Raw genomic sequence first — 14,553 nt, forward strand, 5'->3', positions numbered from 1 at the left:
TCAGCTCTTTGCAGCCGCCTCGAGCGATTCCTTGAGGTTGCGCCGCCGCCATGCCCAGGTCTTCACGGCCTGCGGCAGGATCCCCAGGCAGGACGCGTAGTACGTCACCTTGAAGCCCCAGAAGCGCGGGCCGATGGGCGTGTTGCGGAACAGGTCGCCCGCCAATATGGACAGCAGCGCCTCCTGCATGCGCCAGATGTTGCGCGGCGCCATGAAGAGCCTGCGGATCGCGGGCGAGGTGATGCGGTAGATGAACCACGAGAACATCTTCGGCCCGTGCTTCATGATCTTCTCGTAGTGGCGGAAAGCCTTCTCGGCCTCCTTCATCTCGCCCCTGAGCCAGTGGTCGGCCGCGGTGGCGGCCTCGAAGCCGCTGTTCATCGCCAGGTACACGCCCGACGAGAACATGGGATCGACGAAGGCATAGGCGTCGCCCACCATCATGAAGCGGTCGCCGCGGCAGAACCTGGAGTCGTAGGCGTAGTTGCCAGTGGAGGTGGCGCCCTCCATCAGCGTGGCGTTCGCAAGGCGCGCGGCCAGCTTGGGCGCGAGCGCAATGGTTTCCATCAGAAACTCTTCGAGCGAGCCCTTGCGGCGCTTGAAGTAGGCGGGCGAAGCCACGGCGCCCACGCTCACGGTGCCGTCCTTCAGCGGGATGTACCAGAACCAGCCATGGTCGAACCAGAAGAGCGAGATGTTGCCTTCGTAGCGGCCCGGCCGGCGCTGTGCATTCTCGAAGTGGCCGAACAGGGCCGCGCTCGCGTGCTTGCGGTTGCGCTGCTTGGCGTCGAACTGGTTCGACAGCAGCGTGTCGCGGCCGCTCGCATCGATCACGAAGCGCGGCCGCCAGCTGGTTTCGGTGCCGTCCTCGGCCTTGATCTTCACCAGCACGCGGTTGTCGGGCGTGCCCTTGCCGGCGTCCATGTCCACGCCCATGACGCGCTGGCCCTCGAAGGTGCGCGCGCCGCGCTTGCCGGCGTGGCGGAACAACAGTTCGTCGAATTCGGAGCGGCGCACGTGCACGGCATAGGGAAAGCTCTTGTCCATCGCCTGGCCGAAGTCGAAGTGGCTCGAATGGTCGTGCCATGGCGAGACGAACTCGGCGCCATGCTTCCTGAGGCCGATGGCCTCGACCTCGGTGCGCACGCCCAGGCGGTCGAACAGCGGCATGTTCATCGGCAGCAGCGACTCGCCGATGTGAAAGCGCGGATGGTGCGCCTTCTCGAACAGCACCACGTCGTGCCCCTTGTCCGCCAGCAGCGCGGCCACGGTGGAGCCCGCCGGGCCCCCGCCGATGACCACGACGTCGGGCTCTGTACTCGTGAAAGGTCCGGGCGTCATGCGCTCCCCTCCTGGGTCGTTCTTCGTTGTTGACGATGGCCGGCCGCAAGGCCGATGCATGCTGTGTCCGCCAAGCGTTAAAGCTTGGTAACAGCCGGGAGTTTAGCGAGTCGGCAGGCCGGGAATCCGCGCCCTTTGCACCAAAACCCGTGCCTGCCCGGAGAAGAAGCGGCGGCTTTTTGCGGTAGCCTCATTGCCCGTCAGAAACAAGGAGACTTTTCATGGCTGCTAACCTGTCACCCGCCGAAGAAGCACTTCGCGAAGCAGCGCGCGAATACCACCGCTCGCCCGTCAAGGGCAAGATTTCCATCAGCCCGACCAAGCCGCTCCTGAACCAGCGCGACCTGTCGCTGGCCTATTCGCCCGGCGTGGCCTACCCCTGCCTCGACATCGCGGCCGATCCGTCGATGGCGGCCGAGTTCACCGCGCGCGGCAACCTGGTGGGCGTGGTCACCAACGGCACCGCCGTGCTGGGCCTGGGCAACATCGGTCCGCTGGCCGCCAAGCCCGTGATGGAGGGCAAGGGCTGCCTGTTCAAGAAGTTTGCCGGCATCGACGTGTTCGACATCGAACTGGCCGAGAACGACCCCGACAAGCTGGTCGAGATCATCGCGGCGCTCGAGCCCACGCTGGGCGGCATCAACCTCGAGGACATCAAGGCGCCCGAGTGCTTCTACATCGAGCAGAAGCTGCGCGAGCGCATGAACATCCCGGTGTTCCACGACGACCAGCACGGCACGGCCATCATCTCGGCCGCGGCGCTCATCAACGGCCTCGAACTGGTCGGCAAGAAGATCGAGGAGGTCAAGATCGCCGTTTCCGGCGCCGGCGCGGCCGCCATTGCCTGCCTCGACGTGATGGTGGGCCTGGGCGCCAAGCCCGCCAACATCCATGCCTGCGACTCCAAGGGCCTGATCTACATGGGCCGCGCGGGCGGCTTCGACGACTCCAAGGCGCGCTACGCCCAGAAAGACACCGGCGCCCGCACCCTGGCCGACGTGGTGAAGGACGCCGATGTGTTCCTGGGCTGTTCGGCGCCCGGCGTGATGAGCGCCGACATGGTGAAGACCATGGCCGGCCAGCCCATCATCCTGGCGCTGGCCAACCCCGAGCCCGAGATCCGCCCCGAGCTCGCCAAGGCGGTGCGTCCCGACTGCATCATCGCCACCGGCCGCTCGGACTACCCGAACCAGGTCAACAACGTGCTGTGCTTCCCGTACATCTTCCGCGGCGCGCTCGACTGCGGCGCCAGCAAGATCACGGAAGAAATGAAGCTGGCCTGCGTGCGCGAGATCGCCGAGCTCACCAAGGCCGACATCAGCGAGGAAGTGGCCACCGCCTATGCCGGGCAGGAACTGTCCTTCGGGCCCGACTACATCATTCCCAAGCCCTTCGACTCGCGGCTCATCCTGCGCATTGCGCCGGCCGTGGCCAAGGCCGCGGCCGCCTCCGGCGTGGCCGCGCGCCCGATCGAGGACATGGATGCCTACCGCCAGCACCTTACGCGCTTCGTCTACCAAACCAGCATGTTCATGCGGCCGGTATTCAGCGCCGCCAAGATCGCGGCCGCCAAGCGCGTGGCCTATGCCGAGGGCGAGGACGAGCGCGTGCTGCGCGCCGCGCAGTGGGCCATCGACGAAGGCCTGGCCCAGCCCATCCTGGTGGGCCGCCCGGCCGTGATCGAGGCGCGCATCCAGAAGGCCGGCCTGCACATCCGCGCGGGCACCGACTTCGAGATCGTCAACCCCGAGGACGATCCGCGCTTTCGCACCTACTGGGAGACTTTCCACAAGGTCATGGGCCGCCGCGGCGTCACGCCCGAGGCCGCCAAGACCATGGTGCGCCGCTCCAACACCACCATCGCCGCGCTGATGATGCACCTGGGCGACGCCGACGCGATGATCTGCGGCCTGGTCGGGCGCTTCGACGTGCACCTGGAGCACATCCGCAACCTGATCGGCCTGAAGCGCGGCGCGCCGGGCTTCGCCACGCTCAACGCGCTCACGCTCGAGAAGCGCACGGTGTTCATCACCGACACCAACGTGAACGAGGACCCGAGCGCCGAGATGCTGGCTAGCATCGCCATGATGGCGGCCGAGGAAATCCGCCGCTTCGGCCTGCCGCCGAAGGTGGCCTTTCTCTCGCACTCGAACTACGGCACCTCGAGCCGCGGCTCGGCGCGCAAGATGCGGCTCGCGCGCGACCTGTTCGCGCAGATGGCGCCCGACATCGAGTGCGACGGCGAGATGCACGGCGACGCGGCGCTGTCGGAAGAAGTGCGCCGCACCGCGCTGCCCGAAAGCACGCTCACGGGCGAGGCCAACCTGCTGGTGTGCCCCAACCTCGACTCGGCCCACATCCTCTACAACGTGCTGAAGATGACGGGCGCCAACGGCATCACGGTCGGCCCGATCCTGCTCGGGGCCGCAGGCTCGGCGCACGTGCTCACGCCGTCGTCGACCGTGCGGCGCGTGGTCAACATGACGGCGCTCGCGGTGGCGAACGCGACGACCGCGCTCAAGTAGGCCACCCCCTCTCCCGTTGAAGCCGACGCCCCGCTGCAGCACGCAGCGGGGCGTTTTTCATTGCGGCCCCGGCCGGTGCACGCACCGTTTTCGCCCGCTCATCATTTTTTTGGCTGGCATGCAATCTGCTAATACCCTGATCGGATATTTCAAATATCTTATTAATATATTTAAAGAAACCACGGTCCCCGTCCTTCGTCAACCTTCCCTTCCTCTCTTCTCACATGGCAGAACACGCCCTGGAACGCGGGAGCTTCTCCCGCCGGGTGCTCGATGCGTCCGACTTCGTGCTGCGCTGCGAGCGCCACCTGCTCTCAGCCCTGATGGGCCTGCTCATCGCGCTGGTGCTGCTGAACGTGGCCACGCGCTACGCCGGCGTGCCGATCTACTGGGTCGACGAAGCCTCGGTGTACTGCGTGGTGTGGCTCACCTTCATCGGCGCCTCGGCGATGACGCGGCTGCGGCTGGACTTTGCGGTGACGCTGCTCACCGACAAGCTCGGCGAGAAGGCCGTGCGCATCGCCAAGGCCACCGCCTCCGGCGGCGTGCTGCTGCTGGGCTTCGCGCTGCTGGCGATGTGCTGGCTCTACATGGATCCGCTGGGCATCGCGCGCTACGGTTTCGATGCCAAGGAGTACGCGGCCGAGTCCTTCAACTTTCTCTACACCGAGCGCACGCAGACGCTGAACTGGCCGACCTGGGCCATCCAGCTGATCCTGCCGGTGTTCTCGCTGACGCTCAGCCTGCATGCGCTGTCCAACCTCATCGAGGACCTCGGCCTGCAGCCCAGGCGCACGCACACCGAGTTCCACGTGACCAACGCTGACGCGGTGAACTGACATGCTGACCTCCCTCTTGTTCCTGGTGATCATGCTGGTCGGCGTGCCGATCGGCGCCTGCCTGTGCCTGGCGGGCATCGTTTACATCCTCAATTCCGGCGACACGGTGCTGTTCCAGTCGTTCCCGGTGCAGATGTTCGGCGGCGTCGACAGCTACAGCCTCATTGCGATTCCGCTGTTCATCCTGATCGGCGAGATCATGAACGGCGGCGGCATCACGAAGCGGCTGGTTGACCTCGCGCTGGCCTTCATCGGCTCGGTGAAGGGCGGGCTCGCCTACGTGAACATCCTGGCCAACATGCTGGTGTCGTCGATCATCGGCTCGGCCACCGCGCAGGTGGCCATCATGAGCCAGATCATGGTGCCCGAGATGGAGAAGCAGGGCTACGACAAGACCTTCGCGGCCGGCATCACGGTGTATGGCGGCATGCTGGGGCCGATCATTCCGCCCTCGGTGATGTTCGTGGTGTACAGCGTGCTCGCGCAGGTGGCGGTGGGCGACATGCTCATTGCCGGCATCATCCCCGGCGTGATCCTCACGGTGCTGTTCTTCATCGTGATCGCGTGCATGGGCTTCTTCTACAACTACCCGCGCACCGAGAAGCGCACCCTCCGGCAGCGCCTGCACACGATGCTCACGGCCTGCCCGACGCTGCTGATCCCGATCGTGATCGTCGGCTCCATTCTGGGCGGCTTCGCCAACCCGACCGAGGCGGCCGCTGTGGGCGCGGTGGCCGCGGTGCTGGTGGGCCGCTACGTCACGAAGGAATTCCGCTTCGCGATGATTCCGCAGATCCTGCTGAAGTCGGCGATCTATTCGGCGGTGGTGCTGTTCCTGGTGGCCGCGGCGGCCGTGTTCTCGTGGCTGCTGATCTACGGCAAGGTGCCGCAGGCCACGGCCGCATGGATCCAGACCGTGGCCAGGGACCCGATCGCGTTCCTGCTGCTCGTGAACCTGATCCTGCTGGTGATCGGCACCGTGATCGACGGCATTCCGGGGCTGATCATGACGGTGCCCATCCTCCTGCCCATCGCCACCGAGATCTACGGCATCGACCCGCGCCACTTCGGCGTGGTGGTGGTGATCAACCTCGTGCTCGGGCTGATGACGCCGCCCGTGGGCCTGAGCTTCTTCGTGGCCTCCGCCGTGACCGGCGCCAAGCCCGGAAAGATGTTCATCGTCACCCTGCCCTTCTTCCTGATCTGCTGCGCCGCGCTGGTGCTGCTGTCGCTGTTCCCGAGCCTGTCGCTCGCGCTCATCAAGTAAGCGCCGCCTCCCTCCCTTTCCCTTCACTCAACCGGAGCCTCGCATGTCCCTCTCTCGCCGCAAATTCGTCGTCCAGGCCGCAGCCGGTACCGCTGCCGCGTCGTCCGCTCTCTTTTGCACCGTGTCGCGCGCGGCGGCCGCCAAGGAATTCCGCCTCGGCCTCATCACGCCGGCCGGCCACTCGTGGAACCGCGCCGCGGTGGGCTTTGGCGAAGCGCTCAAGAAGGCGACCGACGGCCGCCTGAGCGCCACGGTGTTCCATTCGGGCCAGCTGGGCAACGAGTCGGCGATGATGCAGCAGCTGCAGTCCGGCGCGCTGGACATGGGCTGGATCCAGGCCGCCGAACTCGGCTCGCGCGTGTCCAGCGTGGCGGCCATCAACGCGCCCTACCTCGTGCGCTCGACCACCAACGTGGCCTCGCTGGTGCGCACGCCCGCCGCGCTGAAGCTGCTCGACGTGCTGCCGCGCGAGACCGGCACCATCGGCCTGGGCTGGGGCATCACCGGCATGCGCGTGGTGTTCGCAACCAAGCCCATCGCCACGCCCACCGACCTCAAGGGCATGAAGCTGCGCATCAACCCGACGCCCGTATACCGCGACTTCTACCAGCTGCTGGGCGCCGCGCCCACGCCCATTCCGACGCCGGCGGTTTTCGACGCCATGTCGAACGGCCAGGTCGACGGGCTCGAAGCGGACATCGAGTTCTCGTGGAACCAGCGCTTCGACCGCGTCGCAAAAACAATGCTGCCGATGAATGCGCTCTTCATGCCCTTCGCGCCGCTGGTGTCGGGCCGCATCTGGAAAACGCTCGACGGCAAGGACAAGGCGCTCGTCACCGACCTCGTCAAGCAGTCGCTCGATGCGCAGATCAAGGACATCGTGACCACCGAACTCGGCCTGATCGACAAGTTCAAGGCCAGCGGCATCACGATCAAGAGCGATGCCGGCTACAACCCCGCGCCGGTCATCGCGGAGTTCGACAAGATCTGGCTGCCCAAGGCGCCGCAGATCGCGGAGCTGCGCAAGATCGGCGCGACGCTCTGAACCAGGCCGGTGCGCCGCCGCCCCATCGCGCACCACAACAGTTCCACGGAAGGGTTCGCACCAATCGCGTGCGGGCACCGTTTTTGCTTGAATGCAGAAGCATTCACCTCCAACGGATCCTGCATGAACAAGCGCCAACTGCTCCAGTCCTTCCTCGCCGCCTCGGCCCTCAGCTTCGGCCTCACCCCGGCCTTTGCCCAAGCCCCGACGCCGATCAAGTTCCAGCTCGACTGGCGCTTCGAAGGACCGGCCGCGCTGTTCCTGCATCCCGCCGCCAAGGGCTACTTCAAGGCCGCGGGCCTCGACGTGAGCATCGACGCGGGCAACGGCTCGGGCGGCACGGTCACGCGCGTGGCCTCGGGCGCCTACGACATGGGCTTTGCCGACCTGGCCGCGCTGATGGAATTCCACGCCAACAACCCCGACAGCCCGAACAAGCCGGTCGCGGTGATGATGGTCTACAACAACACGCCGGCCTCGGTCATGGCGCTCAAGAAGAGCGGCATCGCCAAGCCGGGCGACCTGGCCGGCAAGAAGCTCGGCGCGCCGGTGTTCGACGCGGGCCGCCGCGCGTTCCCGATCTTTGCCAAGGCCAACAACATCGGCGCGGTCAACTGGACCGCCATGGACCCGACGCTGCGCGAAACCATGCTGATGCGCGGCGACATCGACGCCATCACCGGCTTCACCTTCACCTCGCTGCTGAACCTGGAGGCGCGCGGCGCCAAGGCCGCCGACATCGTCGTGCTGCCCTACCCCGACTACGGCGTGAAGCTCTACGGCAACGTGATCATCGCCTCGCCCAAGCTCATCAAGGAGAACCCGGAGGCGGTGAAGAAATTCCTCTCGGCCTTTGCCAAGGGCGCGAAGGAAGTCATCGCCAATCCCGCCGTGGCCATCGAGTCGGTCAAGGCGCGCGACGGCATCATCGACAGCAAGCTCGAGACCCGCCGCCTTCAGCTGGCCATCGACACCGTGATCAACAGCGCCGACGCGCGCAGCGAAGGCTTCGGCACGGTCAACGCCGGCCGCATGTCGCTGATGGCCTCGCAGGTGTCGGACGCGTTCAACACCAAGACCCGCGTGAGCCCCGACGCCGTGTGGACCGCCGCGCTGCTGCCGCCCGCGGCCGAACTCAACGGCGTCCTGCGCAAGTGATGCAGGCGGACGCATCGGGCGCGGCCGCTGCTCCCTTCGTCGACTTCCAGGACGTCTGGCTCGCCTACAACGAGGAGCTGCTGCGCGCCAACCACTTCGCGGTCGAGGCCATCGACCTCAAGGTCAAGCGCGGCGAATTCATCGCCATCGTCGGACCCTCGGGCTGCGGCAAGTCGACCTTCATGAAGCTCACCACGGGCCTGAAGATGCCGTCGATGGGCAAGATCCGCATCGACGGCCAACCCGTGACCGGGCCGCTCAAGATCTCGGGCATGGCGTTCCAGGCGCCTTCGCTGCTGCCGTGGCGCACCACGGTCGACAACGTGCTGCTGCCGCTCGAGATCGTCGAGCCTTATCGCTCGAGCTTCAAGGCCAAACGCAAGGAATACGTCGAGCGGGCGCGCAAGCTGCTGCAGAAGGTGGGCCTCGCAGGGTATGAAGACAAGTTCCCGTGGCAGCTGTCGGGCGGCATGCAGCAGCGCGCGAGCATCTGCCGCGCGCTCATCCACGAGCCCAAGATGCTGCTGCTCGACGAGCCCTTCGGCGCGCTCGATGCCTTCACGCGCGAGGAGCTCTGGTGCATCCTGCGCGACCTCTGGACCGAGCAGCAGTTCAACGTCATCCTGGTGACGCACGACCTGCGCGAATCGGTGTTCCTGGCCGACACTGTGTACGTGATGAGCAAGAGCCCGGGCCGCTTCGTGGTCAAGCGCGAGATCGAGCTGCCGCGCCCGCGCGAGCTGGAGCTCACCTACACCAAGGAGTTCACCGACATCGTGCTGGAGCTGCGCGGGCACATCGGCGCCATCCGCAACACGGGCATCAGCGCGGCGCAGACGGCCGCCGCGGTGTCCCACTGAAGGCGCGCCATGAAGAACACCAAGCAAATCGAACGCTGGTCGCCCTGGCTGCTGCTGATTGCGGTGATCCTGCTGTGGCAGGTGATCTGCGCGGGCTTCGGCGTGTCGGACTTCATCTTTCCGAGCCCGCTGCGCATCTGGAACCAGTTCTGGGAGTTCAAGGAAATCATCGCGGGCCATGCGTGGCGCACCTTCTGGGTCACGATGGCGGGCTTCGGCCTGGCCATTGTGGTGGGAGTGCTGCTGGGCTTCGTGATCGGCAGTTCGCGCATCGCGTATGCGGCGATCTATCCGCTCATGACGGCCTTCAACGCGCTGCCCAAGGCGGCCTTCGTGCCGATCCTGGTGGTGTGGTTCGGCATCGGCGTGGGACCGGCGATCCTCACGGCCTTTCTGATCAGCTTCTTCCCGATCATGGTCAACATCGCGACCGGCCTGGCCACGCTGGAGCCCGAGCTCGAAGACGTGCTGCGCGTGCTCGGCGCCAAGCGCTGGGACGTGCTCATGAAGATCGGCCTGCCGCGCTCCATGCCCTACTTCTTCGGCTCGCTCAAGGTGGCGATCACGCTGGCCTTCGTCGGCACCACGGTGAGCGAGATGACCGCCGCCAACGAAGGCATCGGCTACCTGCTCATTTCAGCCGGCTCGGCCATGCAGATGGGCCTGGCCTTCGCGGGCCTGATGGTGGTGGGCGCGATGGCCATGCTGATGTACGAGCTCTTCAGCGTGATCGAGAAGCACACCACGGGCTGGGCGCACCGCGGCTCCCAGAACCAGTGATCCGCGCATGATCCACGGATGACCCACGAACAGATCATCCGCGCGCTTCGCCGCGCCAACGAGGTCGCCCGCCGCGCCATGGCGATGGGCCGCCATCCCTTCGGCGCGGTGCTCGTCGCGCCCGACGGCGAGACGATCCTGGCCGAGCAGGGCAACATCGACACCGTGAACCACGCCGAAGCCACGCTGGCGCGCCACGCCGCGCAGAACTGGCCGGCCGACTATTTGTGGCAATGCACGCTGGTCACGACCTTCGAGCCCTGCGCGATGTGCGCGGGCACCAGCTACTGGGCCCACATCGGCCGCATCGTCTACGGTGCGGAAGAAAGCGCCCTGCTCGCACTCACGGGCGACCACCCCGAGAACCCCACGCTGAGCCTGCCCTGCCGCGAAGTGTTCGCGCGCGGGCAGAAGAAGATCGAGGTGATCGGGCCGGTCGCCGAGGCGGCGGAAGAAATGATTGCCACGCACCGCGGCTTCTGGGAAGCGCGCGGGCATTGAAGCCGAGTCCGCCCGCAATGATCAGGGACGGTAGACGGCGGGATGCGACGCATCATGGTCGATGCCATAGAGACTCGTGCTCGCCTGTCCGTGAAGCAGCACCGGACGAACCCTTCGCCCCTGCAACAGCGTGCGCAGCGCATCGGTCATCGACTCGCCGCAAAGCCAGAACGCATCGTGGACCAGGCTGGCGCCGAACCACCGTCCCTTGCCGTCGATCAAGAGCAAGCTGTAGCCTTGTCCGACCTCCGCCACCGTGACAAGGTACTCGCCGACGGTCGCTTCGTAAAGCTCGTGGCTCGAGTCTTCGAAGGGCTGCGCCATGAAGTCGATGTCGGACGTTGGGCATTCCTCGCCTGCGCCCGGATTGAAAACCTTCAGACCCAGAAAACCGGCCAGGATGCCTGCCGCCGGATGCCCTGCGGGAACGCCCTCGGGGACCGGCACCACCCTGCCGCGATACCAGCCAGCAGCAAGGAAGAAGGCTTGGAGGTCGGCTGGAACTTCGGGCATGGGGAGCAAGCAGATGGCCCTCGTGTATTGCGCGTAGCCAAAAGAAGCTCCGCGGCGCTAGGCAAGCAACAGCGTGGCCTCGTCGCGCCAGTAGGCCACGGCGGCCAGCCAGCCCTCCCACACGCAGCCGTTGCAGCCGCGCCCGCAGCAGGTGGTGGGCTCGGGCGGCGGCACGCGCAAGGCGAGCCGCTGCGCAGCGGCTTCCAACTGAACGGCCGCGATCAGCGCCTGTGCGCTGGCAAGGTCGACTGGAACGGGCAGGTCTTTGTCTGCGAACGACATGGGCTGGCAGCGGCGCCAAGGCGCCGCGCGGCATCGGGCTTGCGCCTTACCAGAAGATCCAGAGCGCGAGGCCGCCGAAGATCGACCATTTCACGAGGTAGTACACCCGCTTGTCCCAGGCCTTGAGGCGCTTGCCGATCACGCGGATCTGGTAGATGTACTTGAACGCACGGTTGATGCCGCCGGTCTTGTCGCCGGCATCATTGGGCGAGGCGGCGGCGGCCAGCAGGTTCTTCGCGAACCAGCGGTTCACGGCGCTGGCCCAGCGGTACTTCAGCGGGCGCTCGATGTCGCAGAACAGGATCACGCGGTCCTTGTCCGTCGTGTTCTCGGCGTAGTGGATGTAGGTTTCGTCGAACACCACGGCCTCGCCGTCGCGCCAGTGGTAGCGCTGGCCGTCCACGTCGATGTAGCAGCCCTCCACGCCCGGCGTCCACAGGCCCAGGTGGTAGCGCAGCGAACCCGCGAAGGGGTCGCGGTGGCGCACCAGGCGGCTGCCCGGTGGCAGCTCGGCGAACATGGCCGCCTTGATGGTGCCGATGCCCTTGAGCAGTTCGGTGGTGCGCGGGCACAGGATGGCGGCCGAGGGATGCGCCTCGTCATACCACTTCAGGTAGAAGCGCTTCCAGCCGCTCTTGAAGAAGGAGTTGAAGCCCACGTCGTTGAACTGGCTCGAGGCCTTGATGCTGCCGCCGTTGCGCATGGCGAGCGCCTCTTCGCGGATGACCTGCCAGTTCTCCTCGAGCACGCGCATTTCGGGAAACTGCGCGGGCGACAGGTACGGCGTGCTCGGCACCTTCGAGAAGATGTACATGAAGGCGTTCAGCGGCGCGAGGAAGGTCGAGTGGTCGGACAGCTGCCTGAAGAAGCGGTGCCGGACCTGGCCGCGGAAGTGAACGTAGAGCGCGCTGAGCGCGAAGATGGCGAGAATGACCCACTTCATTGGTGAAAGTGTCCTGTAGACGGCGCGGGGGTAGCCGGGTAGTGTAAATCGTTGCCCCAAACCTGGGCTGACCACGCCCTTTGCCCCCGTCCGAGACATGCCGGCCCCGCAGGCCGCGCCCTGCGCGGGTGGGCGCCGTCTCAGGCCCAGCCGGTCTCGATCTCGGTCTTCACCTCGGTCATGAGCCGGTGCACCGGGCACTTGCCGGCCACGCGCAGCAGTTCGTCGCGCTGCGCCTCGGTCAGCTCGCCGGTCACGCGCAGGCTCGACTTCAGCCGGTAGACGCCCTTGCGCTCCTCGCTGTCGTCGCGGTCGACGATCACCTCGATGTCTTCCACCGGCATGCCCTTGCGGCGCGCGTAGATCAGCACGGTGAGCGCCTTGCAGGCGGCCAGCGACGCGTCGTACAGGTCGTGCGGCTCCGGCCCCGCATCGCTGCCGCCGCCGGCCGGCGAGGCATCGATGGGAATCTCGTGGTTGCGGATCTTGAGGATGTGACGCGTGCCCGTGATGCCGTCGCGCCGGACCGAGATGCTCATGCCGATGTCCTTGTGGGGTGTGGATGCCGGGCGCGATGTTAGCCCGCCACCCGCTTCAGCGGTCGACCGCGAGCATCAGCGTTTCCTTGATCTCCTCCATCACCACGTAGCTGTGCGATTCCGCCGCCACGGGCAGCTTCTTGAGGATGTCGCCCAGGAGGTGCCGGTACTCGCTCATGCCGCTCAGGCGTGCCTTCACAAGGTAGTCGAAGCTGCCTGAGACCAGATGGCACTCGAGCACCTCGGGCATGTGCAGCAGTTCCTTGCGCACCTTGTCGAACACCTCGCCCGACTTGGCCGAGAGCTTGATCTCCACGAACACCAGCAGCGTCTTGCCCAGCGCCTCGGGCGACACATGCGCGTGGTAGCCGCTGATGACGCCCTCGCGCTCCATGCGCTTCACGCGCTCCGCGCAGGGCGATGCCGACAGGCCGATGCGCTCGGCGAGTTCAGTCATGGAGATGCGGCCCTGGCGCTGCAGCAGGTCGAGGATCTTGCGGTCGATGCGGTCGAGTTCGGGCATTTCACTCCGGGGCTGGCAATTGGCTTGCTATCTGCAGTGAATTTCACTGTCAATCGTCAAAAAACAATGAAATCCACTGCATTGTGCACTTTAGATTCCACGCATCCACCTTCATTCTCGTAAATACCAATGAAAGTCATCGTTCTCGGCGGCGGCGTGATCGGCACCACCACGGCCTACTACCTCGCGCGCTCCGGCGCCGACGTGACGCTGCTCGACCGGCAGGCCGGCCCTGCCGAGGAAACCAGCTTCGGCAACGCCGGGCAGGTGTCGCCGGGCTACTCGACGCCATGGGCGGCGCCCGGCATTCCGCTGAAGGCCATCAAGTGGATGTTCCAGAAGCACGCGCCGCTGTCGATCCGTCCCGACGGCACGCTGTTCCAGCTGCGCTGGATGGCGGCCATGCTGCGCAACTGCTCGCCCGAACGCTACGCGGTCAACAAGGAACGCATGATGCGCGTGGCCGAATACAGCCGCGGCTGCCTGCAGCAACTGCGCGCGGAAACCGGCCTGCGCTATGAGCACCGCACCGGCGGCACGCTGCAGCTGTTCCGCACCCAGGCGCAGCTCGACGCGGTGCAGCGCGACATCGCGGTGCTCGAGGAATGCGGCGTGCCCTACGAGCTGCTCGACCGCGATGCGCTCGCGCGCGTCGAACCCGCGCTCGCCGGCGCGCGCGACCGGCTCGCGGGCGGCCTGCGCCTGCCGAACGACGAGACCGGCGACTGCCATTTGTTCACCCGCGGCCTGGCTGACATCGCCCGCGGCCTGGGCGTGGATTTCCGCTTCGGCCAGTCGGTCGAAGGCCTCGAGATGGCGGGCGACCGCATCACCGGCGTGCGCACCGGCGCCGGCAAGATCCTCACGGCCGACCGCTACGTGATGGCCTTCGGCAGCTATTCGCGCGCCGCCATCGCATCGCTGGGGCTGGACATTCCGGTCTACCCCGTCAAGGGCTACTCGCTCACCGTGCCGCTGGTCGACGAATCGCTGGCACCGCAATCGACCGTGCTCGACGAAACCTACAAGGTGGCCGTCACGCGCTTCGACAACCGCATCCGCGTGGGCGGCATGGCCGAGCTCGGCGGCTTCGACCTGCGGCTGAACCCGCACCGCCGCGCCACGCTCGAGAAGGTGGTGAGCGACCTGTTCCCGGGCGGCGACCTGCCGCGCGCCACCTTCTGGACCGGGCTGCGCCCGATGACGCCCGACAGCACGCCCATCGTCGGCGCCACGCGCTATGCGAACCTGTTCCTCAACACCGGTCACGGCACGCTCGGCTGGACCATGGCCTGCGGCTCGGGCAAGCTCATCTCCGACCTAGTGACCGGACAGCGACCGGAGATCCGCACCGATGGCCTGGCGATGGACCGCTACGCGTCCGGCTCATCGCACGCGGCGCACCTGAACCCGGCCACGGCACACGCCTGACGCAGT

Annotated in this window: 15 protein-coding genes; 9 read left to right on the forward strand and 6 right to left on the reverse strand. The window is 66.4% G+C overall.

Going from position 1 to position 14,553, the window contains the following annotated elements:
• Positions 1–1,341, reverse strand: a complete 1,341-nt coding sequence (locus FB547_RS20465; RefSeq protein WP_145745418.1) for an NAD(P)/FAD-dependent oxidoreductase — start codon at positions 1,339–1,341, stop codon at positions 1–3.
• Positions 1,342–1,562: 221 nt separating this feature from the next.
• Here FB547_RS20465 and FB547_RS20470 point away from each other — a divergent pair, with 221 nt between their 5' ends.
• From FB547_RS20470 to FB547_RS20505, 8 genes are all read left to right on the forward strand, one after another.
• Positions 1,563–3,866, forward strand: a complete 2,304-nt coding sequence (locus FB547_RS20470; RefSeq protein WP_145745420.1) for an NADP-dependent malic enzyme — start codon at positions 1,563–1,565, stop codon at positions 3,864–3,866.
• A 224-nt stretch (positions 3,867–4,090) separates the two neighbouring features.
• Positions 4,091–4,705, forward strand: coding sequence for a TRAP transporter small permease (locus tag FB547_RS20475; RefSeq protein ID WP_186454213.1), 615 nt, complete (start codon positions 4,091–4,093; stop codon positions 4,703–4,705).
• A gap of 1 nt (position 4,706) precedes the next feature.
• The gene (locus FB547_RS20480) at positions 4,707–5,972 is read left to right on the forward strand and encodes a TRAP transporter large permease (protein WP_145745422.1); all 1,266 of its coding nucleotides are present in this window, start codon (positions 4,707–4,709) and stop codon (positions 5,970–5,972) included.
• Between the two features lie 43 nt (positions 5,973–6,015).
• Positions 6,016–7,017 (forward strand): TRAP transporter substrate-binding protein, encoded by a 1,002-nt coding sequence (locus tag FB547_RS20485; RefSeq protein WP_145745424.1) that lies wholly within the window; start codon positions 6,016–6,018, stop codon positions 7,015–7,017.
• Between the two features lie 123 nt (positions 7,018–7,140).
• Complete coding sequence (locus FB547_RS20490; RefSeq protein WP_145745426.1) at positions 7,141–8,175, forward strand: ABC transporter substrate-binding protein; 1,035 nt, start codon at positions 7,141–7,143, stop codon at positions 8,173–8,175.
• Positions 8,175–9,035 (forward strand): ABC transporter ATP-binding protein, encoded by an 861-nt coding sequence (locus tag FB547_RS20495; RefSeq protein ID WP_145745428.1) that lies wholly within the window; start codon positions 8,175–8,177, stop codon positions 9,033–9,035. Before FB547_RS20490 ends, FB547_RS20495 begins: the two co-directional genes overlap by 1 nt.
• Before the next feature lie 9 nt (positions 9,036–9,044).
• Positions 9,045–9,815 carry an ABC transporter permease gene (locus tag FB547_RS20500; protein WP_145745430.1) on the forward strand — a complete coding sequence of 257 codons (771 nt, stop codon included), beginning with the start codon at positions 9,045–9,047 and terminating at the stop codon, positions 9,813–9,815.
• Positions 9,816–9,833: 18 nt separating this feature from the next.
• Entirely contained in the window at positions 9,834–10,316 is a 483-nt protein-coding gene (locus tag FB547_RS20505) for a nucleoside deaminase (protein WP_145745432.1), read from the forward strand.
• 21 nt (positions 10,317–10,337) lie between these two features.
• Here FB547_RS20505 and FB547_RS20510 read toward each other — a convergent pair whose 3' ends face one another.
• The 5 genes from FB547_RS20510 to FB547_RS20530 form a co-directional block, all read right to left on the reverse strand.
• Complete coding sequence (locus FB547_RS20510; protein ID WP_145745433.1) at positions 10,338–10,829, reverse strand: SUKH-3 domain-containing protein; 492 nt, start codon at positions 10,827–10,829, stop codon at positions 10,338–10,340.
• A 57-nt stretch (positions 10,830–10,886) separates the two neighbouring features.
• Positions 10,887–11,111, reverse strand: coding sequence for an oxidoreductase-like domain-containing protein (locus FB547_RS20515; protein ID WP_145745435.1), 225 nt, complete (start codon positions 11,109–11,111; stop codon positions 10,887–10,889).
• 46 nt (positions 11,112–11,157) lie between these two features.
• Entirely contained in the window at positions 11,158–12,054 is an 897-nt protein-coding gene (lpxO, locus tag FB547_RS20520) for a lipid A hydroxylase LpxO (RefSeq protein ID WP_145745439.1), read from the reverse strand.
• 140 nt (positions 12,055–12,194) lie between these two features.
• Positions 12,195–12,593 carry an OsmC family protein gene (locus FB547_RS20525; RefSeq protein ID WP_145745442.1) on the reverse strand — a complete coding sequence of 133 codons (399 nt, stop codon included), beginning with the start codon at positions 12,591–12,593 and terminating at the stop codon, positions 12,195–12,197.
• Positions 12,594–12,648: 55 nt separating this feature from the next.
• The gene (locus tag FB547_RS20530) at positions 12,649–13,116 is read right to left on the reverse strand and encodes a winged helix-turn-helix transcriptional regulator (RefSeq protein WP_015866742.1); all 468 of its coding nucleotides are present in this window, start codon (positions 13,114–13,116) and stop codon (positions 12,649–12,651) included.
• Positions 13,117–13,245: 129 nt separating this feature from the next.
• Here FB547_RS20530 and FB547_RS20535 point away from each other — a divergent pair, with 129 nt between their 5' ends.
• Positions 13,246–14,547 carry a D-amino acid dehydrogenase gene (locus FB547_RS20535; RefSeq protein ID WP_145745444.1) on the forward strand — a complete coding sequence of 434 codons (1,302 nt, stop codon included), beginning with the start codon at positions 13,246–13,248 and terminating at the stop codon, positions 14,545–14,547.
• The last annotated feature ends 6 nt before the right edge of the window (positions 14,548–14,553 follow it).

Source organism: Variovorax beijingensis (assembly GCF_007828835.1).
Taxonomy (GTDB): Bacteria; Pseudomonadota; Gammaproteobacteria; order Burkholderiales; family Burkholderiaceae_C; genus Variovorax; species Variovorax beijingensis_A.

Coding starts and splice junctions, on each gene's coding strand:
- FB547_RS20530 (WP_015866742.1), bottom strand. CDS start 13,116: ATGCCCGAACTCGACCGCATCGACCGCAAGATCCTCGACCTGCTGCAG.
- FB547_RS20515 (WP_145745435.1), bottom strand. CDS start 11,111: ATGTCGTTCGCAGACAAAGACCTGCCCGTTCCAGTCGACCTTGCCAGC.
- lpxO (WP_145745439.1), bottom strand. CDS start 12,054: ATGAAGTGGGTCATTCTCGCCATCTTCGCGCTCAGCGCGCTCTACGTT.
- FB547_RS20500 (WP_145745430.1), top strand. CDS start 9,045: ATGAAGAACACCAAGCAAATCGAACGCTGGTCGCCCTGGCTGCTGCTG.
- FB547_RS20490 (WP_145745426.1), top strand. CDS start 7,141: ATGAACAAGCGCCAACTGCTCCAGTCCTTCCTCGCCGCCTCGGCCCTC.
- FB547_RS20495 (WP_145745428.1), top strand. CDS start 8,175: ATGCAGGCGGACGCATCGGGCGCGGCCGCTGCTCCCTTCGTCGACTTC.
- FB547_RS20535 (WP_145745444.1), top strand. CDS start 13,246: ATGAAAGTCATCGTTCTCGGCGGCGGCGTGATCGGCACCACCACGGCC.
- FB547_RS20480 (WP_145745422.1), top strand. CDS start 4,707: ATGCTGACCTCCCTCTTGTTCCTGGTGATCATGCTGGTCGGCGTGCCG.
- FB547_RS20465 (WP_145745418.1), bottom strand. CDS start 1,341: ATGACGCCCGGACCTTTCACGAGTACAGAGCCCGACGTCGTGGTCATC.
- FB547_RS20470 (WP_145745420.1), top strand. CDS start 1,563: ATGGCTGCTAACCTGTCACCCGCCGAAGAAGCACTTCGCGAAGCAGCG.
- FB547_RS20505 (WP_145745432.1), top strand. CDS start 9,834: ATGACCCACGAACAGATCATCCGCGCGCTTCGCCGCGCCAACGAGGTC.
- FB547_RS20525 (WP_145745442.1), bottom strand. CDS start 12,593: ATGAGCATCTCGGTCCGGCGCGACGGCATCACGGGCACGCGTCACATC.
- FB547_RS20485 (WP_145745424.1), top strand. CDS start 6,016: ATGTCCCTCTCTCGCCGCAAATTCGTCGTCCAGGCCGCAGCCGGTACC.
- FB547_RS20475 (WP_186454213.1), top strand. CDS start 4,091: ATGGCAGAACACGCCCTGGAACGCGGGAGCTTCTCCCGCCGGGTGCTC.
- FB547_RS20510 (WP_145745433.1), bottom strand. CDS start 10,829: ATGCCCGAAGTTCCAGCCGACCTCCAAGCCTTCTTCCTTGCTGCTGGC.